The organism is Sphingomonas sp. R-74633, assembly GCF_013416555.1.
GTDB lineage: Bacteria > Pseudomonadota > Alphaproteobacteria > Sphingomonadales > Sphingomonadaceae > Sphingomonas.
On sequence record NZ_JACCFG010000006.1, the window covers coordinates 259,168 to 283,496 of the forward strand.

The 24,329-nt window shown below is 67.5% G+C and carries 26 protein-coding genes; 7 read left to right on the forward strand and 19 right to left on the reverse strand.

The window, feature by feature from the left end; translation table 11 throughout:
- The first annotated feature begins 15 nt into the window (after positions 1-15).
- Positions 16-636 (forward strand): LexA family transcriptional regulator, encoded by a 621-nt coding sequence (locus tag HZY97_RS19945; RefSeq protein ID WP_180147840.1) that lies wholly within the window; start codon positions 16-18, stop codon positions 634-636.
- A gap of 134 nt (positions 637-770) precedes the next feature.
- Here the strand turns inward: HZY97_RS19945 and HZY97_RS19950 are convergent, their stop codons facing one another.
- Complete coding sequence (locus HZY97_RS19950; RefSeq protein ID WP_180147841.1) at positions 771-956, reverse strand: hypothetical protein; 186 nt, start codon at positions 954-956, stop codon at positions 771-773.
- Positions 957-1,114: 158 nt separating this feature from the next.
- Here HZY97_RS19950 and HZY97_RS19955 point away from each other — a divergent pair, with 158 nt between their 5' ends.
- The 3 genes from HZY97_RS19955 to HZY97_RS19965 all read left to right on the forward strand — a co-directional run bounded on the left by HZY97_RS19955 (position 1,115) and on the right by HZY97_RS19965 (position 4,182).
- Positions 1,115-1,327 carry a hypothetical protein gene (locus HZY97_RS19955; RefSeq protein WP_180147842.1) on the forward strand — a complete coding sequence of 71 codons (213 nt, stop codon included), beginning with the start codon at positions 1,115-1,117 and terminating at the stop codon, positions 1,325-1,327.
- A gap of 100 nt (positions 1,328-1,427) precedes the next feature.
- Positions 1,428-3,194, forward strand: coding sequence for an SLC13 family permease (locus tag HZY97_RS19960; RefSeq protein WP_180147843.1), 1,767 nt, complete (start codon positions 1,428-1,430; stop codon positions 3,192-3,194).
- A 13-nt stretch (positions 3,195-3,207) separates the two neighbouring features.
- The gene (locus tag HZY97_RS19965; protein WP_180147844.1) at positions 3,208-4,182 is read left to right on the forward strand and encodes a quinone oxidoreductase; all 975 of its coding nucleotides are present in this window, start codon (positions 3,208-3,210) and stop codon (positions 4,180-4,182) included.
- Here HZY97_RS19965 and HZY97_RS19970 read toward each other — a convergent pair.
- The 5 genes from HZY97_RS19970 to HZY97_RS19990 form a co-directional block, all read right to left on the reverse strand.
- Positions 4,179-4,439, reverse strand: a complete 261-nt coding sequence (locus tag HZY97_RS19970) for a hypothetical protein (RefSeq protein ID WP_180147845.1) — start codon at positions 4,437-4,439, stop codon at positions 4,179-4,181. The two genes, HZY97_RS19965 and HZY97_RS19970, sit on opposite strands and share 4 nt — an antisense overlap.
- A 10-nt stretch (positions 4,440-4,449) precedes the next feature.
- Complete coding sequence (locus tag HZY97_RS19975) at positions 4,450-5,274, reverse strand: hypothetical protein (protein WP_180147846.1); 825 nt, start codon at positions 5,272-5,274, stop codon at positions 4,450-4,452.
- The gene (locus HZY97_RS19980; RefSeq protein WP_180147847.1) at positions 5,274-6,698 is read right to left on the reverse strand and encodes an aldehyde dehydrogenase family protein; all 1,425 of its coding nucleotides are present in this window, start codon (positions 6,696-6,698) and stop codon (positions 5,274-5,276) included. The genes HZY97_RS19975 and HZY97_RS19980 overlap by 1 nt, the downstream gene beginning before the upstream one ends.
- A gap of 91 nt (positions 6,699-6,789) precedes the next feature.
- On the reverse strand, positions 6,790-8,610 hold the full coding sequence (locus tag HZY97_RS19985; RefSeq protein ID WP_180147848.1) for a VWA domain-containing protein: 1,821 nt from the start codon (positions 8,608-8,610) through the stop codon (positions 6,790-6,792).
- A 36-nt stretch (positions 8,611-8,646) separates the two neighbouring features.
- On the reverse strand, positions 8,647-10,134 hold the full coding sequence (locus HZY97_RS19990; protein WP_180147849.1) for a PQQ-dependent sugar dehydrogenase: 1,488 nt from the start codon (positions 10,132-10,134) through the stop codon (positions 8,647-8,649).
- Positions 10,135-10,308: 174 nt separating this feature from the next.
- Here HZY97_RS19990 and HZY97_RS19995 point away from each other — a divergent pair, with 174 nt between their 5' ends.
- Entirely contained in the window at positions 10,309-12,864 is a 2,556-nt protein-coding gene (locus HZY97_RS19995; RefSeq protein ID WP_180147850.1) for a TonB-dependent receptor, read from the forward strand.
- Positions 12,865-12,911: 47 nt separating this feature from the next.
- Here HZY97_RS19995 and HZY97_RS20000 read toward each other — a convergent pair whose 3' ends face one another.
- The 12 genes from HZY97_RS20000 to HZY97_RS20055 form a co-directional block, all read right to left on the reverse strand.
- A complete protein-coding gene (locus tag HZY97_RS20000) occupies positions 12,912-13,148 on the reverse strand; it encodes a hypothetical protein (protein WP_180147851.1) in 237 nt (78 codons plus the stop codon).
- Complete coding sequence (locus HZY97_RS20005; protein ID WP_180147852.1) at positions 13,145-14,188, reverse strand: hypothetical protein; 1,044 nt, start codon at positions 14,186-14,188, stop codon at positions 13,145-13,147. The genes HZY97_RS20000 and HZY97_RS20005 overlap by 4 nt, the downstream gene beginning before the upstream one ends.
- A gap of 12 nt (positions 14,189-14,200) precedes the next feature.
- Complete coding sequence (locus HZY97_RS20010) at positions 14,201-14,557, reverse strand: hypothetical protein (RefSeq protein ID WP_180147853.1); 357 nt, start codon at positions 14,555-14,557, stop codon at positions 14,201-14,203.
- A 3-nt stretch (positions 14,558-14,560) separates the two neighbouring features.
- The gene (locus HZY97_RS20015; RefSeq protein WP_180147854.1) at positions 14,561-14,863 is read right to left on the reverse strand and encodes a RebB family R body protein; all 303 of its coding nucleotides are present in this window, start codon (positions 14,861-14,863) and stop codon (positions 14,561-14,563) included.
- Positions 14,864-14,888: 25 nt separating this feature from the next.
- Complete coding sequence (locus HZY97_RS20020; protein WP_180147855.1) at positions 14,889-15,158, reverse strand: RebB family R body protein; 270 nt, start codon at positions 15,156-15,158, stop codon at positions 14,889-14,891.
- Between the two features lie 20 nt (positions 15,159-15,178).
- A complete protein-coding gene (locus tag HZY97_RS20025; RefSeq protein ID WP_180147856.1) occupies positions 15,179-15,472 on the reverse strand; it encodes a RebB family R body protein in 294 nt (97 codons plus the stop codon).
- A gap of 31 nt (positions 15,473-15,503) precedes the next feature.
- Positions 15,504-15,770, reverse strand: a complete 267-nt coding sequence (locus HZY97_RS20030; RefSeq protein WP_180147857.1) for a RebB family R body protein — start codon at positions 15,768-15,770, stop codon at positions 15,504-15,506.
- A gap of 315 nt (positions 15,771-16,085) precedes the next feature.
- Positions 16,086-18,113, reverse strand: a complete 2,028-nt coding sequence (locus HZY97_RS20035; protein WP_180147858.1) for a M13 family metallopeptidase — start codon at positions 18,111-18,113, stop codon at positions 16,086-16,088.
- Positions 18,114-18,178: 65 nt separating this feature from the next.
- Positions 18,179-19,081 (reverse strand): glycosidase, encoded by a 903-nt coding sequence (locus HZY97_RS20040; RefSeq protein WP_180147859.1) that lies wholly within the window; start codon positions 19,079-19,081, stop codon positions 18,179-18,181.
- Positions 19,078-19,857 carry an SDR family NAD(P)-dependent oxidoreductase gene (locus HZY97_RS20045; RefSeq protein WP_373684454.1) on the reverse strand — a complete coding sequence of 260 codons (780 nt, stop codon included), beginning with the start codon at positions 19,855-19,857 and terminating at the stop codon, positions 19,078-19,080. The genes HZY97_RS20040 and HZY97_RS20045 overlap by 4 nt, the downstream gene beginning before the upstream one ends.
- Before the next feature lie 152 nt (positions 19,858-20,009).
- Entirely contained in the window at positions 20,010-21,422 is a 1,413-nt protein-coding gene (gene glnA / locus HZY97_RS20050) for a type I glutamate--ammonia ligase (protein ID WP_180147860.1), read from the reverse strand.
- A gap of 93 nt (positions 21,423-21,515) precedes the next feature.
- Positions 21,516-21,854 carry a P-II family nitrogen regulator gene (locus HZY97_RS20055; protein ID WP_180147861.1) on the reverse strand — a complete coding sequence of 113 codons (339 nt, stop codon included), beginning with the start codon at positions 21,852-21,854 and terminating at the stop codon, positions 21,516-21,518.
- A 251-nt stretch (positions 21,855-22,105) separates the two neighbouring features.
- On the opposite strand from HZY97_RS20055, the gene HZY97_RS20060 reads away from it, so the two are divergent.
- On the forward strand, positions 22,106-22,339 hold the full coding sequence (locus HZY97_RS20060; protein ID WP_180147862.1) for a hypothetical protein: 234 nt from the start codon (positions 22,106-22,108) through the stop codon (positions 22,337-22,339).
- 323 nt (positions 22,340-22,662) lie between these two features.
- Here HZY97_RS20060 and map read toward each other — a convergent pair whose 3' ends face one another.
- A complete protein-coding gene (map, locus tag HZY97_RS20065) occupies positions 22,663-23,487 on the reverse strand; it encodes a type I methionyl aminopeptidase (protein ID WP_180147863.1) in 825 nt (274 codons plus the stop codon).
- An 83-nt stretch (positions 23,488-23,570) separates the two neighbouring features.
- On the opposite strand from map, the gene HZY97_RS20070 reads away from it, so the two are divergent.
- Positions 23,571-24,326: a molybdopterin-binding protein gene (locus HZY97_RS20070; protein WP_180147864.1), complete on the forward strand. Its 756-nt coding sequence runs from the start codon at positions 23,571-23,573 to the stop codon at positions 24,324-24,326.
- The last annotated feature ends 3 nt before the right edge of the window (positions 24,327-24,329 follow it).

Here is a 24,329-nt window from a genome sequence, read left to right on the forward strand (position 1 = left end):
GGCTATGGGTTGAATATGGAACCGGACGCGCAACGGGCCGCGCTGGAGGCGCTGATGGCGGAGACGGGCGCGAGCCTTTCCGAGCTGTCGCGGCTGCTCGGGCGCAATGCGGCCTATCTTCAGCAATATCTGGTGCGCGGCTCGCCGCGGCTATTGGCCGAGAGCGACCGGGCGCTGCTCGCGCGCTATTTCGGCGTGCCGGAAGCGCGGCTGGGCGGGCCCGAGACCGACGGGCTGGTCGAAGTACCGCGGCTCGATATCGGCGCATCGGCGGGGCCGGGCGGCCTGGTCGAGGGCGAGGCGCGGCGGCGGCCGGGGGCGCTGTCGCCGGCGCTGCTGCGCGAACTGGGCGTGCGCGCCGAGGCGGCGTCGATGATCCGGGTGAAGGGCGATTCGATGCTGCCGACGCTCGCGGACGGCGACGAGATACTGGTCGACCGCGACCGCCGGCGGATCGAGGGGCGCGGCGGCGTGTTCGTGATCCGGCTGGACGGCGAACTGATGGTCAAGCGGCTGCGCAAGGGCGTGGGCGGGGTCGAAGTCGTGTCGGACAATCCCGAGTGGGAGACGCGGATCGTGGCGGCTGCCGAGGTCGATGTGATCGGGCGGGTCGCCTGGCTGGGGCGGGCGGTCTAGCGATACTTGGGCCGGGCTTGCCTTTCCCCGGCGAAGGCCGGGCCCAGTCTTGAAAGTCACGCGCGTCGGCGCGTCTTCGTCGCGCACTGTTTAGTCTGGGCCCCGGCCTTCGCCGGGGAAAAGAAGGCGATGCGCTACCTTCCCGCCCGCATCCGATCGACCAGCCACACCGCGATCAGCAGCGCGAGGCCGACGCCGAGGCCGATAATGAACCCGAACGACGCTTCGCCCCGCGCGATGCCGACGAACACGCCGATGATCAGGCTGAGCGCGAGCAGAAAGCCGCCTGCGAGCGGGGTCTTGGAAGGGGTCTTGGTCATGCCCTGCCTCTGCCACGTCCCGGGCCGGGACGCTACCTGTGCCATGCCGGGGCAGGCGGCACGGCGATTCCGGGATGGTTAGCGAAAGTTCAGCATCGTGTAGCGCGCAAAGCGTTGATTCCGTGGGAATTGGCACGGTCCGTGGATCGCACGCGCACATGGAAATGATCCCCTATCTCGGCGACCGCCGCGAAATCACCGACGCGAACGAGCTCATCAGCCGGTTCGGCGAACTGGCCGGCAGCGAGGCCGCCGCGCGCGCCGATCGCAGCCGCGACCTGGGCAACCACATCCATTTCTGCCGCTGGCGCCAGATCGAGCGACTGATCGTGCTGATGTCGGTCGGGCGCGCGGTGGGGACGGTGCACTGATTTCATCCTGAACCCCTCCCCTGAAGGAGAGGGGCGAAGAAGGGCACGGACCCGAAACCATCCTTTGGCGTTAAGGCTTTAGCTCCAACGCCGAGGCCCGATGAACACTCCCCAGCTGCTTTCCGTCGGCGTGCTTGCGGGCATGATGCTGCTCTTCGTCTGGGGGAAGTTCCGCTACGACATGGTCGCGGTGATCGCGCTGCTCGCGGCGCTGGCGCTCGGCATCGTCAAGCCGAAAGAGGCGTTCACCGGCTTTTCCGACGACATCGTGATCATCGTCGCCAGCGCGCTGGTGCTCTCCGGCGCGGTGCAGCGCTCCGGGGTGATCGAGAGCGCGATGCTGCTGCTCCAGAAGCGCGTGACGCGGGTGCGCTCGCAATTGCTGCTGCTGTGCGCCTCGGTTGGTTTCGCTTCGGCGCTGGTGAAGAATATCGGCGCGCTGGCGATGATGATCCCGGTGGCGCTGCAGATGGGCAAGAAGGCCGGGGTGTCGCCCGCGGCCTATCTGATGCCGATGTCGTTCGCGTCGCTGCTCGGCGGGCTGATCACGCTGATCGGCACCTCGCCCAACATCATCGTCAGCCGGGTGCGCGAGGAGATGACCGGGCATCCGTTCGGGATGTTCGACTATGCGCCGGTCGGGCTGGGGCTGACGCTCGTGGGCCTGATCTTCCTGCGCTTCGGCTACCGGCTGCTGCCGCGCGACCGCCGCGCCGCGCCGACCCTGGGCGAGGCGATCGACATCCAGGATTATGTGACCGAGGCCGAGATCCCGGCCGGGTCGCCGGCGGTGGACGAGACGGTCGCCGCGTTCCGCGACCGGCATGACGGCGAAGTGACGGTGACCGCGATCCTGCGTTCGGGCATCCGGTCGATGCCGTTTCCCGATGCGGTGCTCAAGCCCGAGGACCTGCTGATCCTCACCGGATCACCCGAGAGCCTGGAGCGGGTGATCGCCGCAGACCGGCTCGAGTTGGAGGGCGCGCAGCGCGAGACGCCGCAATCGGGCGAGGTCGGCGTGATCGAAGCGGTGATCGGCACCGAGAGCCCGCTGATCGGGCGAACCGCCGGGCGGCTGGGGCTGCATGAGCGCTTCGGCGTCAATTTGATCGCAGTGTCGCGCCAGGGCGAAAGGCTGGCGAGCCGGCTCGGCGAGATTTCGCTCCAGGCAGGCGATGTGATCGTGTTGCAGGGGCCGCTCGACCTGTTGTTCGAGCGGCTATCGGAGCTGGGCTGCCTGCCGCTCGCCGAGCGGACGCTGCGGCTGGGCAGCGCGCGCAAGGGGCTGTTGCCGCTGGCGATCCTGGCGGCGGCGATGGCGTGTACCGCGCTCGGGCTGGTGCCGGTGGCGGTGGCGTTTTTCGCGGCCGCAGGATTGACCATCCTTCTGGGCGCGCTGCCGGTGCGCGAGGCCTATGACCATATCGAATGGCCGATCCTGGTGATGCTCGGTGCGCTGATCCCGGTATCGGACGCGCTGCGGACCACCGGCGCGAGCGAAGTGATCGGCGACTGGCTGGGGCATTTCGCTGCGACGCTGCCCGCCTGGGGCGCGGTGGCGCTGATCCTGGTCTCGGCGATGGCAGTGACGCCGTTCCTCAACAACGCCGCGACCGTGCTGGTGATGGCGCCGATCGCCGCCACTTTCGCGGGGCAATTGGGATACCGGCCCGAGGCGTTCCTGATGGCGACCGCAGTGGGTGCGGGCTGCGACTTCCTCACCCCGATCGGCCACCAGTGCAACACGCTGGTGATGGGGCCGGGCGGCTACAAGTTCGGCGACTATGCGCGATTGGGTGCGCCGCTATCGGTGATCGTGCTGGTGGTCGGCACGCCGCTGATCCTATGGGTGTGGCCGGTGCACTGAGCGGGAGTTGGATATGGAACGGATGGCGCGGATCGAGGCGATTGGCGGGCCCGAGGTCATCCAATGGGTCGATGTCGATCTGCCGCCGCCGGGGCCGGGCGAGGTCCGCATGCGCAACAGCGCGGTGGGGCTGAACTTCATCGACACCTATCACCGCTCGGGGCTCTATCCGGTGCCGCTGCCGAGCGGGCTGGGCGGCGAGGCCGCGGGCGTGGTCGAGGCGGTGGGCGAGGGCGTGGGCGACTTCTCCGTCGGCGACCGCGTGGCGACGTTCGGGCCCGGGCTTGGCGCCTACTCGACCGCGCGCAATCTGCCGGCGAAGCTGCTCTTCGCGCTGCCCGACGACATCAGCGATGAGACCGCGGCGGCGACGTTGCTCAAGGGCTGCACCGTCGAGTTCCTGGTCGAGCGCTGCGCGCGGGTCGAGCAGGGGTGGACCGTACTCGTCCACGCCGCGGCGGGCGGGGTCGGGCAGATCGCGGTGCGTTGGCTCAAGGCGATCGGCGCGTCGGTGATCGCGACGGTGGGCAGCGCGGACAAGGTGGCGCTGGCGGAGGAAGCCGGGGCGGACCATGTGCTGGTCTCGCGCGGCGAGGGCATTGCCGACTTCGTGCGCGAAATGACCGGCGGCGCGGGCGTCGAAGTGGTGTTCGACGGTGTCGGCAAGGCAACCTGGGAGGCGTCGCTCGCCAGCGTGCGGCGGCGCGGGCTGGTGGTGAGCTTCGGCAATGCCAGCGGGCCGGTGGACGGCGTGGCGCTGGGCGCACTGGCCAAGGCCGGCTCGGTCTATGTCACGCGGCCGACGATGTTCGATTATTATGTCACGCCCGAAGAGCGCGCGGCGGGCAGCACCCGGCTGTTCCAGATGCTGCGATCGGGCGCGGTGCGGGCAAATATCGGCCAGCGCTTCGCGCTCGAGGACGCCGCCGATGCGCACCGGGCGCTGGAGGCGGGGAAGACGACGGGGTCGACGGTGCTGGTGCCCTAGACGCCGGCGCCGAGAACACCGAGCAGCAGGAACGCGGCGAATAGCGCGAGGAGCGACGCCGCGGCGAGGATCGTGCCCCGGCGCGGCGATCCCCGCGCGAAGCGCGCAACGAACAGCGTGAGCGCGATCATCACGACCGGAACGCCGAGCAGATAATAGAGTTCGACGTAGAAGCCCTCCCGCCACCAGAACCGGACGCCTGCGAAAAGGGGCAATGTCCAGAACAGGCAGGCGAGGAGGGTGAGCCAGCGGGGCATGGCGAGCGCCCTAGATGCTGTTCGGGTCGGGTGCCGCCGGGCGGACGGGGCGCCGCTCGACGATCTCGGTTGTCGTGCGGGTCTCGGTTTGGCCGTTGCGGGTGATCGTCACCGTGGCGATCCGGGCGCGGCGGCGGGTTTCGCCGGCGGTGTCGATCGTCACCTTGATTGTGCCCGAGACCTGATCGCTCGCATGGGCCTTGCGCGCGGCGTCGAGGTCGAGCTTCTGCCCGTTGAGCTCGGCCGCGGCGAGGTCGGACTGGGCGAGATCCTCGCGGATGCGCTTGGGATCCATCGCCAGTTCGGCAGTGAAGCCCTTGCCGTCGGGCTTGGCCTTGAGCGGGACCGGGCGCTCGGCCTGGGCGTCGGTATACGGGGCGCCATCTGCCAGAGCGAGCTGGCCGATCGCGAAACTGTCGATGGTGCGCAGCGCGGCTTCGGGGTCGCACTCGATGCGGAAGGTATTCCAGCCCGAGACCCAATGACCGCAGGCGGCGCGGGTGAGGTTCGCGTTCTTGAGCCAGGCGTCGATGCGCTTCTCCAGCTCGGGGCGGTCGCGCAGCTGGCGCGGGCCGGACTGGGGCTGGAAGACGCGCAGCGGGAAGGTCCAGTCGCCCTGACTGCCGGGCGGCAGGCTATATTCCAGCTCGATCCCGGCCGGCATGACCGCGACGACGCGCTCGAGCAGAGCATCGCTGTTCTGCGAGCTGCTCATCGCGTTGGCGCTGCGCTGCTCGCTCTGGGTGGTGCGGACAAGCTGGAACTGGTCACCAGCCGCCTGCGCCGAGGCAAGACCCGGCGCGAGCAGCGCGGCGAGGAGGAGCGCGGACCGCATCACGCCAGCGCGCCCACCATCGCCTTCACTTCCATGAACTCGGCGAGGCCGAACTTGCCGTGCTCGCGGCCATTGCCCGACTGTTTGTAGCCACCGAAGGGCAGGTTCGGGTCGGGCTGGCCGCCATTGACATAGACCATGCCGGCACGCAGCCGCGGCGCGACGCGCTTGATCGCCTCGCCGCTGCCGAACACCACGGCCGAGAGGCCGTAATCGGTGTCGTTGGCGATGCGGACGGCATCTTCCTCGTCGGTATAGGGGATGATCGTGACGACGGGGCCGAAAATTTCCTCGCGGGCGATCGTCATCTCGTTGGTCACGCCCGAGAAGAGCGTCGGGCGGACGAAATAGCCGGTCTCGACGCCGTCGGGGCGGCCGGGGCCGCCAGCCTCGAGCTTCGCGCCTTCCTCCATGCCCTTGGCGATCAGGCCCTGGACCTTCTCCCACTGGGTCTTGTTGACCAGCGGCCCGATATGGCGGCCTTCCTCGGCGGGATCGCCGGTCTGGGTGGCCTTCATTACTTCGGCAGCGGCGGCGGCGACCTGGTCCTGCATACCGGCGGGCACGAGCAGGCGGGTGGGGGCGATGCAGCTCTGGCCCGAATTCATCAGCACGCTGAACAGGGTGGTCTGGACGGCGCGGCCGAGATCGGCGCCTTCGAGCATCAGCGCGGGCGACTTGCCGCCCAGCTCCTGGTGGACGCGCTTGACCGTCTCGGCGGCATTCTTGGCGACGAGCACGCCGGCGCGGGTCGAGCCGGTGAAGCTCACCATGTCGACGCCCTTGTGGCGGCTGAGCGCAGTGCCGACGCCGGGGCCGTCACCGTTGATCAGGTTGAACACGCCCGCAGGCACGCCGGCGGCGGCGAGCACCTCGGCGAAGATCATCGCGCAGCCGGGGGCTTCTTCGGAGGGCTTGAGGATCATCGTGCAGCCGGCGGCGAGCGCGGGCGCGACCTTGGAGACGATCTGGTTGAGCGGCCAGTTCCACGGGGTGATCATTGCGACGACGCCGATCGCCTCGTGGACGACGAGGCTGTTGCCGATCTGCTCCTCGAATTCGAAGTCCTTGAGCGCCTTGGCGGCGGACAGGAAATGGCCGAGGCCCGAGCCGACCTGCGCTGTCTTGGCCAGGCTGATCGGGGCGCCCATTTCGAGGCTGATCGCCTCGGCCATGTCGCCGGCGCGGGCCTTGTACTCGACGAGGATGCGCTCGATCAGCGCGACGCGCTCGTCGACGCTGATGCGCGAGAAGCTCTCGAACGCCTTGCGCGCGGCGGCGACGGCCTTGTCGACATCGGCTTCGGAGCCGAGCGTGATCTCGGTGACGGCTTCCTCGGTGGCGGGGTTGATCACCTCGTGGCGGGTGCCGCCTGCGCTATCGACCCATTCGCCGCCGATGAACTGCTTCAGATAGCTGCGCATCACTCTCGCCTCTCCGATTCTCGAATATCCGGTATGGCGCTCAAGATGGCGGGAGGCGGGGCCGGTTGCAAGGCGCAACCGGCCTGCGCGTTCAGTCCATGCGGCGAAGCCAGATATGGGCGCGGCCGTCATTGTCATTGAGCGACATTTGCATCCTGTCGCCCTTGGCCGAATAGCGCATCACCAGCCTGGAATCGATGAGATGCACCTGGTTCTCGTTGATCTCGTAATCTTCGGTCTCGTCGGCCGAGTCGAAGCCGCTCGCCTTGCGATAGGTGAGCATCTCCATATCCTTGGTGAACTCCATCTGGTCGCCGCGGTGGATGTCCTCGAAGCCGGTCGCGCCAGTGACCTGCCAGCGGCCGACCACCGCGAGATGGCGCATCGCCTTGGGCAGCTCGCCGCCATAGCCCGAATAAAAGGCGGCCTGGGCGCGCATGTTGCCGACCAGCTTGGTCTCGTCGGACATGCCCGGCAGCGAGGCGGCCTGGATGCGGCCGGCAAGCCCGTCGAGCAACGCGAAGGCGGCCTTGGGATTCTCGTCCTTGTGATAGGCGACCGAAGCGTCGCGCACCGCGAGGAACTCGTCGACCAGCAGATGCGCGGACTGAAGCGCGACGCTGGGCTTTGCCGACGGCGCCATCGCGGCGGCGTGATCGGCGCCGGGAGCATTGGTCTTGGCGTCGTTCCAGGTGACCGACGCGTCGAGCACCGGAGTGCCGGGCGCGATCGGCGCGGCGGGCAGGTCCTTGCGGTCTGCCGTCTTGGCGAGCGTGGCGAAGATGCCGCCGCCATTGGTGCTGAGGAACACCGTCGGCACGCGGACGGTGATCGTGCCCTCGGCGCTTTCCTCCATCACGTCGGCCGGCACGCCGAACACGCCCGAGATCTTGTAGCCGGGGGCGGGCCTGAGCGTGAGCGCGAGGTCGTGCGCGACTTCGCTGCCCATCGTGTCGAGCTGCTTGTCGAACACGCTGGCGACTTCGGCGGCGTCCGAGATGAAGAACAGATTGCCGCCGCGCGTGCTCGAGACTTGGGTGGCGAGCCCGGCATCGAACTGGACGCCGACTCCGATCGTGGTGAGGCCGATGCCCTTGTGCGAGGCGGCTTCCGCCATGCCGATGAAGCTTTCGGCATCGGTGGCGCCGACATTGGGCTGCTCGTCGGTGAACAGCATCACCCGGGTATTGCCCTTGAAGCCGGGCGCGTCGCCGAGCGCGGTGTCGTAGCCGAGGCGCAGGCCCGACTCCATGTCGGTCGAGCCCTGGCTGCTGATCGCGCGGATCGCCGCGGCGATGCGATCGCGGTTGCCGGCGAAGTTGGTCGGCTTGAGCACGACATGCGCATCGTCGCCATAGAGGATGATCGACATGCGATCGCCGGCCCGCATCTGGCCAAGGATCTTGAGCAGGCTCTGGCGGACGAGGTCGAGCGGCTCGCCGTCCATAGATCCGGACTGATCGACCACCGCGACGAGGTTGAGCGGCTCGCGCTTCCATTCCCTGGCATCAAGGTTCGAGGCGAAGCCGACGCCGACGAACAGCCGGTCGTCGGCGCGCAGCGGCAGCGCCGCGGGCATCGATTCGGCGACGATGCAGAAGAGCTGGCGGCAGGCGGTGCTGCTTGGGAGGGTGAGGTCATGCTCGCCCATCAGCCCCTCGACCGTGAGCCCCTCGGGCAGCGGCAGGCCGGTGCCAGCGGCGGCGTTGCGGAAATGCTTGATGTCCTGCGCGCCGCCCTGGCGCACGCGCATGGTGCCGGTGACGATCACCGAATCCAGGTCGTAGCTGTCGTTCGCCTGCTGGTCCTTGTCGTCGGGCGGCGGCGGCGTGCTGGTCTGCGCGAAGGCGGGGGAAAGCGGCAACGCCAACGCCGCAAGGGCGAGGCCCGACGCGAGGGACAGAGACTTCATGGCAGTCCTCCCATTTTATTGCGGGAGCAGAATAACCTATCCGGGCTGGATCATGAAGACGCTACCGCCGATATCGACCAGATAGACGTTGCCGGCGCCGTCCTGACCGAACGAGACCAGGCTGCCGATCGTCCCGGCATCGGGAGTGAAGTCGACATTGCGCCGCTCATAGCTGGCCGCGGGGAAGAGCTGGCCCTGGGCGAGCGAAGCATAGGGCAGGGTCCAGATATTGCCGCTGACATAGTCGCCGAAGATGTAGCTGCCCTGGAGCGAGGTGACCGGGCCGCGATAGACATAGCCGCCGATGATCGAATTGCCCTGCTTCGCGCCGGTCCCGTGGCTGTATTGCGAGACCGGGGCGGTGAGCCCGGCGGGCGCGGTGCCGCTGAACACCGAGGTGCCCTCGAGGAACTTCCAGCCGAAGTTTAGGCCGGTTGAAGTGACGGGTGCGAGATCGAGTTCCTCGACCGCACCTTCGCCGACATCGGCGATGACCAGCGTGTTGCCGTCGAAACTGTTGCGGAAGGGATTCCTGAGGCCGTAGGCGAAGATGTACGGATCGCCGCCACCGGCCGCGAAGACATTGCCGGGCGCGGGCGCGAAAGGCGTGGCTGCGCCTGGTGTGCTGTCGATCTTCAGGCGCAGGATCTTGCCGAGGCGGAGGTTGACGTTCTGGGCGTTGTTGCTGGGATCGCCGCCACCGCCGCCGTCGCCAATCGCGTCATAGAGCAGCCCGTCGGGCCCGAAGGCGATCCATCCGCCATTATGGTTGTTGGCCGAGGCATGCGGGGTCGAGAGGGCGAGCCGCATCGCGCCCGAGGAGACGTTGTACTCGCGGATCTCGACCGCGCCGCCGGTGCCGGTGGCATGGACGAAGACGATGTTCGAGGTGGCGAAATCGGGCCGCGCGGCGAGGCCGAGCAGGCCGCGCTCGCCATCGGTGGTGAGGCCGGTGGCGGTGAAGGCGAGCGTCTTGGCGCCGGTCGAGGGCGTCAGGAAATAGACGCCGCCGCCCTTTTCGACGACGAAGACGCGGGCATTGTCGCCAGGCACCGGGGCGACGAACAGCGGCTGGTTGAAGCCGGTGCCGACGCGCTTCACCGCAATGCCTTCCTTGCTGTCGGTGACCGTGATCGAAACCTCGCGCGTCGAATTCAGGCTGGCGTCCGCCGCGCGGATCTGGACCTGGTAGACATTGTTGCCGTCAGCGTCCTTGGGTGTCTCGAAGCTCGGTGCGGCGACGAAGCTCAGCGCGCCGGCGGCGGTGATCGAGAAGAGCGCCGAATCGGCGCCGCCCGAAATCGAGAAGGTGATCGGGTTGCCCTCGGCATCGGTCGCGGTCGCCTGATAGGCGAGGGCGGTGTTCTCCGCGACGCTGGCGGTCGTGGCCGAGGTGAAGCTGGGCGCGGTGTTCGCCGCAGTGGGCGTCGGCGTCGGGGTGGGCGACGGGCCGCCTCCCGATCCGTCCGAGCTGGAACAGGCGGCGAGCAGAAACAGGCCGGCAAGCGGGGACGCGATACGCATGGGCACTCCTCCCAGGATCTACAGCCGCAACGCGGGTCAGGGGTCGCCGTTCCGCTTAACCACGAAGATGTGCAGTCATCGCGGTTACGCTGCGTCGCAACATGGCTGTCATGTTCCCGGGCCACGGGCAGAAGCAAGGGGGCGTGCGAAGTCCCCGCAACAGGGAGTGCTTCCATGTCCGTCCGCACTGCGCTGCTCGCGCTTGCCAGCCCGATCGCCTTGCTCGCCGCCACCGATGCCGCCGCGCAGGAAGCCGCCCCCGCCAAGCCCGAGGCCGCAGCGCCGGCGGACAATGAAGAGATCGTCGTCACCGCGCAGCTCGTCGAGCAGCGCCCGATGGACGTGCCGTTCGCGCTGACTGCGCTGCAGGGCCAGTTCCTCGACGATCTGGGCATCACCGAATTCGACAAGCTCGGCCAGTTCGTGCCGGGCTTCGACGTGCAGAACCAGTCGCCGAACAATCCCGGCTTCGTGATGCGCGGCATCACCTCGGACTCGGGAAGCGCGTATAACGAACCGCGCGTCTCGGTCTTCCAGGACGGCGTTTCGATCTCCAAGTCGCGCGGTTCCTATGTCGAACTGTTCGACATGGACCGCGTCGAGATCGCCAAGGGGCCGCAATCGACGCTCTATGGCCGCGGCGCGCTGATCGGTGCGGTCAACCTGGTCCAGGCCAAGGCCGACCCGTCGGGTCCCTATGGCTATGTCTATGGCCAGTACGGCAATTTCGGCAGCTACCGGATCGACGAGACGGTCAACCTGCCGCTCGCCGACACGCTCGCGGTGCGCGTGGCGAGCCGCTTCAAGGAGCGCCAGGGCTATGTTGAGAACCTCCTCGACGGCGAGGATTATAACGGCATCAAGTCCGAGGCGGTGCGCGGCTCGCTGCGCTGGGCGCCGGGGGCGCTGACCTTCGACCTGATCGGCAACTACCAGCACGACAAGGCGAGCGGCACTTCGTTCAAGTCGATCATGTACAACCCGACCGACCCGGTGACGGGCGCGGTGATCGGCGATCGTGGGCGCAATTCGGGCGCGGCGCTGGCCAGCCCCTCGACCTTCGAGCGCGGCCGGGCGCTGGGTCTCGACCGCGACGTGTGGGGCGTGACAGGGATCGCCAACTACGACTTCTCGCCCAACCTCTCGCTCAACGCGCTCGGTTCGTACCGCAAGTTCGCCGGCATCGAAGTGTTCGACGCCGACGGCACCTCGCTGCCCGCGCTGACCGCGGCCGAGGACGCGCAGGGCGATCAGACGATGGGCACGCTGCGCCTGACGTGGAAGAACGACCGCTTCACGGCGTTCGCCGGCGGTACCTATTTCCGCGAGGACGGCTTCCAGCGCACTCCGTCGCAGTTCGACGAGCGCGTGGCGCTGGCGCGGCTGACCAACACGCTGAACGGCGGCGGGGCGATCCCGGGCCGCGCGGCGAGCGATCCGGCGCCGCTGGGGCTGTTCTCGAGCACCGCGTTCACCGGCCAGCTGCTTCAGGGTGTGGCGGGCGCTTACGGCGTGGCGCTGCCCACCGCGCAGGCCCAGGCGATCGCCGCGAACCTCAAATCGGCGCACCAGGAGACCAGCACCAATAGCGGGCGCACCGAGAGCTGGGACCTGTTTGGCGATGTGACCTTCAACGTCACCGACGCCTTCGAGATCGGCGGCGGCATCCGCTGGAGCCATGACGCGAAGACCACCGGCTTCTCCTCGGCAGTGAGCAATGGCCGCTCGATCCTGGGCGGGTTTATCGGTGCGCTCAGCCAGCCGGCGGCGACCCGCACCGCGCTGCTCGGCGCGCTGGCGGTGCCGGGCGCGGCGAACATCCCGACCTCGGCGCTCTATCCGGTGCCGCTGTTCGGGCTGGGCCTGCAGCCGACGGGGACCAACGGCCAGCTCTACACCGCCGATCACGACGATAGCGGCTTCACCTGGCGCGCGACCGCCAAATACGAAATCTCGCCCCAGGCGAATATCTACGCGACCTATGCGCGTGGCCGCCGCCCCGAGATCCTGAGCGTCGGTGCCCCCGCGGCACCGGGCGGCGCGGCGCGGTTCAGCGTGCTGCCGTCGGAGACGGTGGACAGCTATGAGGCGGGCGTGAAGACGGCGCTGGCCGACCGCACGCTCTTCATCGACGGCTCGGTGTTCTATTATCGCTACAAGAACTTCCAGACGACCGAGCAGCAGGGCACGACCTTCGTCACGGTCAATGCCGGCCGCGCCGAGAGCTATGGCTTTGAGGGACAGGTGAGCTGGAAGCCGGCCGACTGGGTCAATGTCTTCGGCAGCTATGCCTTCAACCACAGCCGCTTCGCCGCCGGCGCGCGCGACGGCAACCGCTTCCGCCTCTCGCCCGATCACAGCGCGGCGCTGGCAGTGCAGTTCAAGGCGCCGGTGGGTGCGGTGAAGATCGACTTCACGCCGAGCGTGACCTGGCAGTCGAGCGTGTTCTTCGATGACGACAACGACTTGCCGGCGCTGCAAGTGAACAATCTGGTGCCGGACACGGTGCAGGACGAGTTGCAGGGCAGCTATGCGCTGGCCGATGTGCGGCTGGGGCTGGAGACGGCGAACGGCCGCTGGCGGATCGAGGGCTTCGTCACCAACGTCTTCGACCAGAAGTATATCAAGGACGCGGGCAATACCGGCGACGCGCTGGGCATGCCGACCTTCATCGCGGGCGAGCCGCGCATCTACGGCATCTCGGCGAGCCTGAAGATCGGCAAGCGCTAACGAGGTTAAAGGGGGAGCGCCCGGTACTCCGAATGGAGGCCGGGCGCTTAATTCTTGGCCGCGGGCTTGGGCTTGGCTGCCGGCTTGGGCTTGGGCTTGGGCTTGGGCTTGGGCTTGGGCCGCGCGCGGGCCGGCTTGGCAGCGACGGGCTTCTCCGCCCTAGCGGCGGCCGCGCGCTCGGCGCGGGCCTGGACCGCGATCCGCGACACGGTTGCCGCCTCGTCGGTTATGGCCTTGGCGACCGCGGCATGCGCGTCGAGCAAATCGTCCGGATCGTCGCTCACTGGCTCTCTCCTTCTACAGGTGCAGGCACGAAGCGCTGGAGCGTGATCGCGCCGCTGGCGTTGAGCTGCAGGCCGGCCTCGCCGGTCCGGTCCGGCGCGCGGGCGGTGAAGCTGGCCGATGCACCGTCCTGCGCGAGGCGGGCGCGGTCGAGCACCGCCTCCGCCAGCAGCGCATGCGCCTGGTCGAGATGGGCCGCGATCAGCGCCTTAGCGTCCGCACCGATCTGCCCGCGATAGCCGCCATGGACGACGAGCTGCCAGACTCCGCGCGACAGGCGCGAAAAGCCGACCCGGCGGCCCGCAGCGATCCAGCCGGCAACTGCGGCGGCGAGCTCCTGCGGCGCGACGAAGCCGGCCACTGCCGGGCAATCGAGCGTGTCGAACAGCAGCGGCGCCAGCGCGGCAAGCGCGTCCCGTGCGGCATCGGCGCTTAGCGGGTTTGCGCCGGTGGTAAGTGCGAGGAAGGCGCGCAGATAGTCGGTGAACTCGGCCGGGCTGTACGACCAGTCGGCGGCGAAGCGCGCGGCGGCCTTTTGCGCGGTGGCGGATGGGGCGCCATCGGCGGCGAGCCCGGCCTTGAGCTCGAGCAGTGCGAGCCGATCGCCCAGCGACAGTGCCTGGAACAATGGCGCACCGGCGACGCCGAGCGACTTGAGCAGCGCATCGGCGCCGGCCAGATCGGTGGCAGTGGCGAGGCCCTCGGCGGTGAGCAGCTTCTGCGCGGCGGCGGGATCGGCAGCGTCGCTGCCGGCCTCGACCGCGACCAGCACCTGGAGATCGGCGGCGGACAGCGCGATCAGCCGCGCGGCGCCCGCGATCAGGCCGAGCTTGGGGAGAAGCACCAGCGGCGTGGCGTGCAGCCCCTGCTGCGCCGCGACGACCAGCGCCATCTCGTCCTCGAACGCATAGACGTTCCTGGGCGTCGCGATCGCATAGGCGAGCCATTCATTGCCACCGTCGATGCAGCTCAGCACCAGCAGGGCGGGTTGCGACAGGTCCGCCGAGCCAGTGACCTGGCGGCCGGCTAGGATAACAGTCATCCCGGTTTCTCCTTAGCCGACGGGAAATTCCTTGAGCGATTGCGCCGCGGCGGTGCAGATCGCCGCATAGTTCTTCGCTGCATTGTCGAGGGCGGCCTGCGCCGCCTCGAGCATGGCCTGCGCATTGGGATCGCCCTCGAGCATCTGCGCCATCGCGACGCCTATCGCGGTGGTCGAGACGGTGGAGACGTTGCGCAGCATGTCGGTCGCGTCCTGGATCGCGATCGCGGCCGAGGCGGCGACGACCTGATAGGCGCGGCCGGCGCCGCTGGCCGTCAGGACCCCCGCAGCCAGTGTCGCCGTCTGGGTCTGGTTGATGGCGTCGAGAAGGGCGGGGTCGACCGAGGTTGTCGGATCGGTGTCGGGCATGCCTCAGCCCTCCTTCGATGCCGGCTTGCCGCCGGTCGCGGGGGCGGGGCCGGGCTGAACGGCTGGCGGCGCTGCGGCCGTCGCCGAGCGCGCGGCAAGGATGCGGGTGCAGGCCGCGGTCGCCGCCGCCGCGCCCGACATCGCCGATTGCTGGTGCCGGTGGACCGCGCCGTGCAGCAGCACCCCCAGCGCCTGGGCGGCGACGAGATCGACCATCGCCTGCGCGCTGGCAGGTGCCTGGCCGAGGACCAGCGTGCTTGTCGCGGCGACCGAATCGACGACCTGCGCGTTTATCGTTGAGCTCATGCGCGTGCTCCTGGGCAAAGCGGGTTCACGCCGAGAAAATGTCCTTCGTCACGACACCGGTCGACGCGGTGTCGAGCGAATAGAGCGTCGCCACGCCCATCGTCGTCGCCGCCTGGGCCGTGACATAGGACTGCTGCTGGGCATTGGTGGCGTTGTGCGCCGCATTGGCCAGCGCCTGGGCGGTCGCCTGGTAGAGATTGCCGAGCGCGATCGCCGGCGCGTCGCCGAGCACCTTCACATTGGCCTGGGTGACGCTGTCGGTGATCTGATCGTTCACCGCGGTGGGGAATGCCATGGTTCTTCTCCTTGGTTGGCTCAGGCTGCGGGCGTGACGAGGCGCGAGCCGTGGAGCAGGTCGGACACGTCGACGCCATCGACCGCGCCGATGAGCGAATAGAGCGTGGTCACGCCCATGGTGGTCGCCGCCTGCGCGGTGACCCAGCTCTGCTGCTGCGCGGTGGTGGCGTTGTGCGCGGCGTTGGACAGCGCCTGCGAGGTGGCGACGAACAGATTGCCCATCGCGATCGCCGGAGCGTCGCCCAGCACCTTGGTGTTCGCCTGCGTCACCGAATCGGTGATCTGGCTGTTTACGGCCGTGGGGAATGCCATGGGAGCTTCCTTTCCTGTGGGGCTTGAAGGATCAGGCCTCGAGAGGCGCTGAGGGGACGACCGGTCCGGCGGCCGCCGCGGCATAGAGCGCGGTGATGCCGGTCACCGTTGCTGCCTGGGCGAGCATGAACTGCTGTTGCTGGGCATGGACGCTGGCAAAGCCCGCCTGGGCGAGTGCCTGCGCACTGGCCTGATAAAGCTGCGCCAGGGTGAGCCCCGGCGCGCTGCCGAGCGCGGTGACGCTGGTCTGGGTGATGGCATCGGTGATCTGGCCGTTGACCATCGTGACGTCTGCCATGTCGATCCTCCCCGGGGCGTGTGTTGCGGACGCGGCAATGCGGCCCGCCAAATGGCGGTCAAAATCAAGAGCGTGAAAAATAAACTTTAGTTCAGAGTAAGTAGCGACTCACCGCAAAGTAAGTTGCGATAGCGAAATTATTCCGGGGTGGAAAATTTGCAAGCAGGATTATGTAATTGACGCGCTGTTCATCTAGTTGTGCTGAATATCGCCATTTCGGTGTAAATAGTTCATCAAATCGTCATCATGCGAACGCGCAAAGCAAAGGGCGCCCGGACATGGTCCGGACGCCCCTTTTCCTTTTGCCGTACAGACTTACCAGACGTGGACACGCTCTTCCGGCGGAAGGTAGAGCTTGTCGCCGGGCTTTACCGCGAAGGCGCGGTACCATTCGTCCATGTTCCGGACGATGCCGTTGACGCGGTATTCCTCGGGGCTGTGCGGGTTGGAGAGCAACTGGGCGCGCAGCGCGCCTTCGCGGGCCTTGCCCTGCCAGCTCTGCGCATAGGCGATGAAGAAGCGCTGGTCGCCGGTATAGCCGTCGATCACCGCCGGCTCGCCGTGGCGCGAGACATAGCGGCGATAGGCCGCGTACGCCGCCTCGAGCCCGCCAAGGTCACCGAGATTCTCGCCCAGCGTGAGCTGGCCCTTGATGTGGACGCCGGGGATCGGCTCGTAGCTGTCGAACTGCTTGACCAGCGCCTGGGCATGGGCGGTGTAGCGCGTGGCGGACTCCGCGGTCCACCAGTCACGCAGCTTGCCGCTGGCGTCGTACTGGCGGCCTTCGTCGTCGAAGCCGTGGCCCATTTCATGGCCGATCGTCGCGCCGGTCTCGCCATAGTTCACCGCGGGGTCTGCCGCCGGATCGAAGAAGGGCGGCTGGAGCTGCGCGGCGGGGAAGGTGACCTGGTTGAGGACCGGGTCGTAATAGGCGTTCACCGTCTGCGGGGTCATGTCCCACAGGCTGCGGTCGACCGGCTTGCCGAGGCGGGAGAGCTGGAGCTTCCACTCGAACGTGTCCGAGGCGAGGTCGTTGGTGAGCGGATCGGTGCGGCTGACCTGCATCGACGAATAGTCGATATATTTGACCGGGCCGCCGAGGCGCGGATCGAAGGCGGCGAGCTTGGCGAGCGCTTCCTTGCGGGTCGGCGCGTCCATCCATTTGGCGGCGTTGATCTTGTCGGCATAAGCGGCGCGCAGATCCTCGACCAACTCATTGGCCTGGGTCGCGGCTTCCTTGGTCCAGTGGCGCTCGGCGTAGATCTTGCCGATCGCCTCGCCCAGGCTGCCGTCGAGTAGCCGCACGCCGCGCTTCCAGCGCGGGGCCTGTTCCTTCACGTCCTGCAGGGTGCGGCTGTAGAAATCGAAGCGCGCATCGTCGAACGCCTTGGGCAGATAGGCGGCGTGATCGCTGACGAAGCGATAGGCGAGCCAGTCCTTCCAGGTGGCGAGCGGGACGTCGGCCATGCGCTTGCCCGCGGCGGTGACCGCGGTGGTCTCGCGGACGACGACGGTGGGCATGTTGCCCAAGCCCATATGCTGAAGCGTGGCGTCCCAATCGAATTCGGGCGCGAGCTTCGCCAGTTGTGCGCGCGACATCGGGTTGTAGGTCTTTTGCGGATCGCGGCGCGCCTCGGGCGTCCACTGGTCCTGCGCCAGTCGGGTCTCGAGCGCGAGGATCGCGTCGGCCTTGGCTTCGGCATCGGCGATGCCGGCGAGCTGCTGGATCTTCACGACATAGGCGCGATAGGCCTTGCGGATCGCGACATATTTCTCGCCGTCGAGCAGATAATAGTCGCGGGTCGGCAGGCCGAGGCGGCTCTGGCCGGCCATCACGGTGTATTGCGTGGGGTTCTTCTCGTCGGCCGAGATACCTATGCCGATCGGCGCGGCATAGCCGGGCTCGGCCATCAGCAGGTTGAGCGCCTGGCGATTGTTCACTGCGGCGATGCGGGCGAGATAGGGCTTGAGCGGCGCGGCGCCACGCGCCTCGATCCCGGCCTCGTCCATCCAGGCGCCGTAGAAGTCCGCGACCTGGCGCATGATCGGATCGGCGGGATTGGCGCCGCCATCCTCGACCAGCTTGCGAACTTCGATCTCGGTCTCATCGGGCAGGTCGTAATTATAGCCGGCGCGCGACTTGTCGGGCGCGATCGCGGCGTCGCGCAGCCAGGTCCCCTCGGCGAAGCGGAAGAAGTCGTCGCCGGGCTTCACGGTCTTGTCCATCGTCGCATTATCGACGCCCCAGCTGCCGTATTTGGGCTTGGGCGCCGTGGTCTGGGCCAGGGCGGGAAGCGAGGTGCCGAGCAGCAGCGCGGCGGCGGCGAGACGAGTGAGTCGCATGTGGGGAAACCTCCGGGTGATACGCTGGGCTAACACGCCGGGGGAGGGGGCTGCAATCCGAGCGGCTAGAAGGCGAACCGGCGAATATGCGCGCGCGCCAGCCGCGCGTCGGCGACCGAATAATAGAGGTAGAGGAGATCGCCCGTCGCGATGATCGAGGCGGCGAAGGCGATGTCGGTCATCCCGCGCTCGGGCTGGGGCGGCGGGACGATCAGCGGCTCGATGCAGCGATCGACGACGCGGTCATAGTCGGCGTCGAACGCGACCCAGCCGATCCGCCAGCGCGCATCGCGCGTCGCGCCATTGTAGAACATCACCGGCCGCTCCTTGTCGGTGGTGAGCAGCGGGCCGGTGGAAAGGTGCCAGCTGTCCCACGCATGTTCGCGCACGCTGAACGGGTGCGGCTGCTCGTGCCATGGCCCGCAGGCGCCGTCGCCGATGGCGAGGCCGATCCGCGAGGCGTCGCGATAGGCATATTCGTAGAATAGCCGCCAGCCGCCATCGGCGGTGCGGTCGATCGTCGCTTCCTTGGTGTTGCCGCTGGTCTTGGTCGAGGCGAGCGCGATGCCGCGCTTCTCGAGATGATGCATATCGGGGCCGTCGGCGAGCATCAGCCGGCCGGTCGAGCCGTCGGCATCGACGCCGGTATAATAGACGAGGGTGCGATCACCGTCGGTCAGCAAGGTAGGGTCTTCGCAACCGCCCGGGTCGAGGCCGCCCGTGCCGGGGGCGATCACCGGCGCCTCGCCGAGCGTGAAGTGCAGCCCGTCGGGGCTCTCGGCATACCAGATGCTGCCGGTGGTCGGGTGCGGTGCGCCGGGCGGAGGCACGATGCGCGCGAGCATGCCGTACCGGCCGTCGTCCAGCTGCCAGACATAGGGGCTCATCAGCGCGCTGCCGGCGAGCGCGTGGGGCAGGTCGACCGTCACGGCCTCGATCTTCTCGACCGTGAAATCGAGCTGCGTCATGCGCCCTGGGCGAGCAGGAGCGACAAGGCGCCGTCGATGGTGAGCGTGGCGCCGTTGATGTAGCGCGCGTCGGGCGAGGCGAGGAAGGCGACGAGTGCGGCGACTTCCTCGGCAGTGCCGGCGCGGCCGGCGGGGACGTTCGCCTCGACCGAGCGGCGATAGGCGGTATCCTCGACCGCGCGGGCGTTCATCGGGGTGAGGATCATGCCTGGCGCGACGCTGTTGACGGTGATCCCATGCGGCGCCTCCTCGAGCGCCATTGTCTCGGTGAGCGACTTCACTCCGGCCTTGGCCGCGCAATAGTCCGCCCCGCCGGCGCGGACGTCGACCGCGTGGATCGAGGAGATGTTGACGATGCTGCCGCCCTTGCCCTGCGCATGCGCATCGCGGACGAAGCGCCGCGAGGTGAGGAACACGCCGTCGAGATCGGTGGCGAACATGCGGTGCCACTGGTCGAGGCCCATTTCCGCGACGGGCTTGCCGACCATGTTGAGCCCTGCCGAATTGACCAGGCAGGTGATCGGGCCGAGCGCCGCCACGGCGGCGTCGAACGCAGCCTCGACAGCGGCTTCGCTGCCGACATCGGCCTGGACCTGCGCGGCGCGGCGCCCGGCGTCGGTCACGCCTTTGGCGGTTTCCGCCGCCGCGGCGGCGTCGTGATAATAGAGGATGGCGACATCCCAGCCGGCCCGGGCCAGCGCAATGGCGCTCGCCCGGCCTATCCCGGATTCGCCGCCCGTCACCAATGCCGCTCGGGAGATGCTCGATACTTCCACGCACCGCTAAACCGGCGCGCCGGCGATTGGCTCCGTTACAAATAGTTCACGCTGGGCCGAGCCTGCGCGTCGCTCGGCGTTGTTCCCCGGACGCGAAAAGGGCGCCCGGGTTTCCCCGGACGCCCCTTTTCTTTGCCCGAAGGTCGGTGCGCTTAGGCGCTGTAGTACATGTCGTACTCGACCGGCGACGGGGTCATTTCCCAGCGGGCGACATCGCCGCGCTTGATCTCGACATAGGCCGCGATCTGGTCCTTGGTGAACACGTCGCCCTTGAGCAGGAAGTCCATATCGGCTTCCAGGCTGTCGAGCGCCTCGCGGAGCGAACCGCAGACGGTCGGGACCTGCTCGAGCTCTGCCGGCGGCAGGTCGTACAGGTTCTTGTCCATCGGGTCGCCCGGGTGAATCTTGTTCTGGATGCCGTCGAGGCCGGCCATCAGCAGCGCTGCGTAGCAGAGATACGGATTGGCCAGCGCGTCCGGGAAGCGGAACTCGACGCGCTTCGCCTTGGTGCCCGCACCATAGGGGATGCGGCACGAGGCCGAGCGGTTGCGCGACGAATAAGCGAGGAGCACCGGCGCCTCATAGCCCGGCACCAGGCGCTTGTAGCTGTTGGTGGTCGGGTTGGTGAAGGCGTTGAGCGCCTTGGCATGCTTGATCACGCCGCCGATGAAATAGAGGCACGCGTCCGACAGGCCGGCATAGCCATTGCCCGCGAAGGTGTTGGCGCCCTTTTCCCAGATCGAGATGTGGGTGTGCATGCCCGAGCCGTTATCTTCCTTGATCGGCTTCGGCATGAAGGTCGCGGTCTTGCCATAGGCATGCGCGACCTGGTGCACGACATACTTGTAGATCTGCATGCGGTCGGCGGTCTGGACCAGCGTGCCATAGGTCAGGCCGAGCTCGTGCTGCGCGGCGGCGACTTCGTGGTGATGCTTGTCGCAGGGCAGGCCCATTTCGAGCATCGTCGCGACCATCTCGCCGCGGATGTCGACGGCCGAGTCGACCGGTGCGACGGGGAAATAGCCGCCCTTGGCGCGCGGACGGTGGCCGAGGTTGCCGGCCTCATATTCCTTGCCCGAATTGCCCGGCAGCTCGATGTCGTCGATCGCGTAGTACGAGGTCGAGTAGCTGTTCTCGAAGCGGACGTCGTCGAACATGAAGAACTCGGCTTCGGGGCCGACATAGACAGTGTCGCCGATGCCGAGCGACTTGAGATACGCTTCCGAGCGCTTCGCGGTCGAGCGCGGATCGCGCGAATAGAGCTCGCCGGTCGATGGCTCGACGATGTCGCAGACCAGGATCAGCATCGGCGTGGCCGAGAACGGATCGATCCAGACGGCGTCGAGATCCGGCTTGAGGATCATGTCGGACTCGTTGATCGCCTTCCAGCCCTCGATCGACGAACCGTCGAACATCAGGCCGTCGGTCAGCTCGTCGTCACCGATCACCGAAGCGACCATGGTGAGGTGCTGCCACTTGCCCTTGGGGTCGGTGAAACGCAGATCGATCCACTCGATCTCGTTCTCCTTGACCATCTTCAGAACGTCGCTGGCCGAATTCGCCATTGTGTAAGCCCTTTCGCTCTCTTCGTTTTACCCGACGAATCGGGAAATAATGTTGCCCATTTGGGCGCTACATCGTCGTGATGTTGCGCCGCGTCAAATCGCGTTTTCGTTGCGCTCGCCGGTGCGGATGCGCAGCGCGGTCTCGACGGGGATCACGAAGATCTTGCCGTCGCCGATCCGGCCGGTCTGTGCCGCAGCAGCAACCGCTTCGACCACGCGATCGGCAAGCGCGTCCTCGACCACTACTTCGAGCTTCACCTTGGGCAGGAAGTCCACGACGTACTCGGCTCCGCGATAGAGCTCGGTATGACCCTTCTGACGGCCGAAACCCTTGGCTTCGGTGACGGTGATGCCGGAGACGCCCACTTCGTGGAGCGCTTCCTTCACTTCGTCGAGCTTGAACGGCTTGATGATCGCTTCGATCTTTTTCACGGTTTCCCCCGAGGCACATGAGGCTTGCCTATCCGCGCGTCTGGCAAGGTTCGTGCCACGTGCAGACTCGGCGTGCCCTCTCGGATGCACGCGGCACAGGGCTTTCACAAGTGCCTATCATTTGGGCAGTGCGCTGCACGGTGCCGGATTTGGGGGCAGTGGCACATGTTGCGAGAGCGTAACGATCGACCGATCAGTCTGTTTGGGAACCGGAACGAACCCCATGCGTTGCATGCGCCAGCAAATGCGGGGTGAGCATGCAGGTTTTGCCGATGGACCTGCCCGCCGAACTGCACAGGCGGAGCAGTGACGTGCCTGAAGGTGACGTGATCGTTGCCACGGGGCCGCTCGTCATCATGGCGCACGGCCTGCTGGCGCTTGCCCCCGAGGAACGCGCGGCGTTCTGGATCCATAGCGAGGCGGGCGACCTCGATGCAGCCGAAGCCGAGGAGCAGCTCGCGGGATGGTCGCAATTGCCGCATTGATTGGTCAATCGCGACAGTAAAACGCGTAATGTACAGATTATTTCTGTAATATTACGCGCGGCAAATAGTATCTGAAACGGGATAATATGTCGAAGAGTCCGATTGACTGGGCAGGGTATAGTGTAGTTCTTCGAGGTGCTTGCTCGAATCGTCCCCGCTCAACTGCGAAGACGGCAGGCGAATGAACCCCCGGCGGCGGCAAGGCCCAACTTCCTCCACCCGCCGCTCGCGCCCGCCCGGCTCCCCATCGCCGCTGGCGGGCGCACCCGTGTCCGGGCGGCCCGGACGGCTGCAGGCGCGGGAGTGGGCGGGGAGGGAAGCCCTCAATAAGGCGGGTGGTCGAGACCCTTGGGGCTCTTGGTGAAGATCTCGCAGCCGGTCTCGGTGATGCCGATCGAATGCTCGAACTGCGCGGAGAGCGAGCGGTCTCGCGTCACGGCCGTCCAGCCGTCCTCGAGCAGCTTCACATCGGCGCGGCCGATATTGATCATCGGCTCGACGGTGAAGAACATGCCCGGGCGCAGCTCGGGGCCGGTGCCCGGACGGCCGACATGGACGACTTCGGGTGCGTCGTGGAAAATCTGGCCGAGGCCGTGCCCGCAGAAATCGCGGACCACGCCGTAGCGATGCTTCTCGGCATGGCGCTGGATCGCGTTGGCAACGTCGCCCATGTGGTTGCCGGGCTTCGCCTGCTCGAGCCCGAGCATCAGGCATTCATAGGTCACGTCGACCAGGCGACGCGCCTTGATCGGCACGTCGCCGACCAGGAACATGCGGCTGGTATCGCCGTGCCAACCATCGAGCATCGGCGTGACGTCGATATTGACGATGTCGCCGTCCTTGAGCGTCTTCTCGCTCGGGATGCCGTGGCAGACGACATGGTTGATCGAGATGCAGCAGCTATGCGTGTAGCCGCGATAGCCGAGCGTGGCGGGCACGCCGCCGCCGGCGACGCTCATCTGGCGGACGATGTCGTCGAGCTCGGCAGTGGTGACGCCCGGCACGACATGGGGGACGAGTGCGTCGAGGATCTCGGCGCCAAGGCGGCCGGCGCGGCGCATGCCCTCAAAACCCTCGGGCCCGTGGAGCTTGATTGCGCCATCGCGGGCCTTGGGGCTGTCGGCGGTAACGGTCACATATTCGGTCATCCGGGCGATATAGGCCGGTTGGCGCGGTTTTTCGAGAGGCAGAAACGCTAGGCGCGGGCGCAGCTTGTCGGTATGCCGATGCCATGGGCGAACGCATCTGGACGGCTGGGCTGGTGGTGATCGGCGACGAGATCCTCTCGGGCCGCACGCAGGACAAGAATATCGCCCAGATCGCGACCTGGCTGAACGTGCAGGGCATCCGGCTTTCCGAAGTGCGCGTGGTGCCCGATGTCGAGGCGCGGATCGTCGAGGGGGTGAACGCGCTCCGCACCGGCTATGACTATTGCTTCACCACCGGCGGCATCGGGCCGACGCATGACGACATCACCGTCGATGCGATCGCGGTGGCGCTGGGCGTGGAGGTGGTGATCCACCCCGAGGCGCGCGCGGTGATGGAGCGCTATTACGAGACGCGCGGCGGGCTGACCGAGGCGCGGCTGCGCATGGCACGGGTGCCCGAGGGCGCCGAGCTGATCCCCAACCGCATGTCGGGCGCGCCGGGCATCCGCGTGGGCAATCTCTTCATCCTGGCCGGCGTGCCGCACATCACCGCGGGCATGCTCGATGCGCTGACCGGCACGCTGGAGGGCGGCCGCCCGGTGCTGTCGCGCACGATCGGATCCTGGGCGGCGGAGAGCGAGATCGCCGACTTCCTGGGCGCGACCGAGCGCGCCTTCGAAGGCGTGGCAATCGGCTCCTATCCTTTCTTCCGCGACGGGAAGACGGGTGCGAATTTCGTGGTCCGGGCGACCGACCAGACGGTGCTTGACGCTTGTGCCGAGGCACTCGCGACCGGTTTGCGTAAGCTGGGGCTGGAGGCAGTCGAAGGCGGGATCTGAACG

What these genes read in the sequence shown, in the direction of transcription:
- glnA (WP_180147860.1), bottom strand. Translation starts at nt 21,422, where the DNA reads ATGGCGAATTCGGCCAGCGACGTTCTGAAGATGGTCAAGGAGAACGAG.
- HZY97_RS19980 (WP_180147847.1), bottom strand. Translation starts at nt 6,698, where the DNA reads ATGCGCAGCTATCTGAAGCAGTTCATCGGCGGCGAATGGGTCGATAGC.
- HZY97_RS20025 (WP_180147856.1), bottom strand. Translation starts at nt 15,472, where the DNA reads ATGGCATTCCCCACGGCCGTAAACAGCCAGATCACCGATTCGGTGACG.
- HZY97_RS19970 (WP_180147845.1), bottom strand. Translation starts at nt 4,439, where the DNA reads ATGCCCCGCTGGCTCACCCTCCTCGCCTGCCTGTTCTGGACATTGCCC.
- HZY97_RS20040 (WP_180147859.1), bottom strand. Translation starts at nt 19,081, where the DNA reads ATGACGCAGCTCGATTTCACGGTCGAGAAGATCGAGGCCGTGACGGTC.
- HZY97_RS20015 (WP_180147854.1), bottom strand. Translation starts at nt 14,863, where the DNA reads ATGAGCTCAACGATAAACGCGCAGGTCGTCGATTCGGTCGCCGCGACA.
- HZY97_RS19985 (WP_180147848.1), bottom strand. Translation starts at nt 8,610, where the DNA reads ATGAAGTCTCTGTCCCTCGCGTCGGGCCTCGCCCTTGCGGCGTTGGCG.
- HZY97_RS20030 (WP_180147857.1), bottom strand. Translation starts at nt 15,770, where the DNA reads ATGGCAGACGTCACGATGGTCAACGGCCAGATCACCGATGCCATCACC.
- HZY97_RS20020 (WP_180147855.1), bottom strand. Translation starts at nt 15,158, where the DNA reads ATGGCATTCCCCACCGCGGTGAACGATCAGATCACCGACAGCGTCACC.
- HZY97_RS19995 (WP_180147850.1), top strand. Translation starts at nt 10,309, where the DNA reads ATGTCCGTCCGCACTGCGCTGCTCGCGCTTGCCAGCCCGATCGCCTTG.
- HZY97_RS19955 (WP_180147842.1), top strand. Translation starts at nt 1,115, where the DNA reads ATGGAAATGATCCCCTATCTCGGCGACCGCCGCGAAATCACCGACGCG.
- map (WP_180147863.1), bottom strand. Translation starts at nt 23,487, where the DNA reads ATGACCGAATATGTGACCGTTACCGCCGACAGCCCCAAGGCCCGCGAT.
- HZY97_RS19950 (WP_180147841.1), bottom strand. Translation starts at nt 956, where the DNA reads ATGACCAAGACCCCTTCCAAGACCCCGCTCGCAGGCGGCTTTCTGCTC.
- HZY97_RS20035 (WP_180147858.1), bottom strand. Translation starts at nt 18,113, where the DNA reads ATGCGACTCACTCGTCTCGCCGCCGCCGCGCTGCTGCTCGGCACCTCG.
- HZY97_RS19965 (WP_180147844.1), top strand. Translation starts at nt 3,208, where the DNA reads ATGGAACGGATGGCGCGGATCGAGGCGATTGGCGGGCCCGAGGTCATC.
- HZY97_RS19945 (WP_180147840.1), top strand. Translation starts at nt 16, where the DNA reads ATGGAACCGGACGCGCAACGGGCCGCGCTGGAGGCGCTGATGGCGGAG.
- HZY97_RS20010 (WP_180147853.1), bottom strand. Translation starts at nt 14,557, where the DNA reads ATGCCCGACACCGATCCGACAACCTCGGTCGACCCCGCCCTTCTCGAC.
- HZY97_RS19960 (WP_180147843.1), top strand. Translation starts at nt 1,428, where the DNA reads ATGAACACTCCCCAGCTGCTTTCCGTCGGCGTGCTTGCGGGCATGATG.
- HZY97_RS20005 (WP_180147852.1), bottom strand. Translation starts at nt 14,188, where the DNA reads ATGACTGTTATCCTAGCCGGCCGCCAGGTCACTGGCTCGGCGGACCTG.
- HZY97_RS20070 (WP_180147864.1), top strand. Translation starts at nt 23,571, where the DNA reads ATGGGCGAACGCATCTGGACGGCTGGGCTGGTGGTGATCGGCGACGAG.
- HZY97_RS19990 (WP_180147849.1), bottom strand. Translation starts at nt 10,134, where the DNA reads ATGCGTATCGCGTCCCCGCTTGCCGGCCTGTTTCTGCTCGCCGCCTGT.
- HZY97_RS19975 (WP_180147846.1), bottom strand. Translation starts at nt 5,274, where the DNA reads ATGCGGTCCGCGCTCCTCCTCGCCGCGCTGCTCGCGCCGGGTCTTGCC.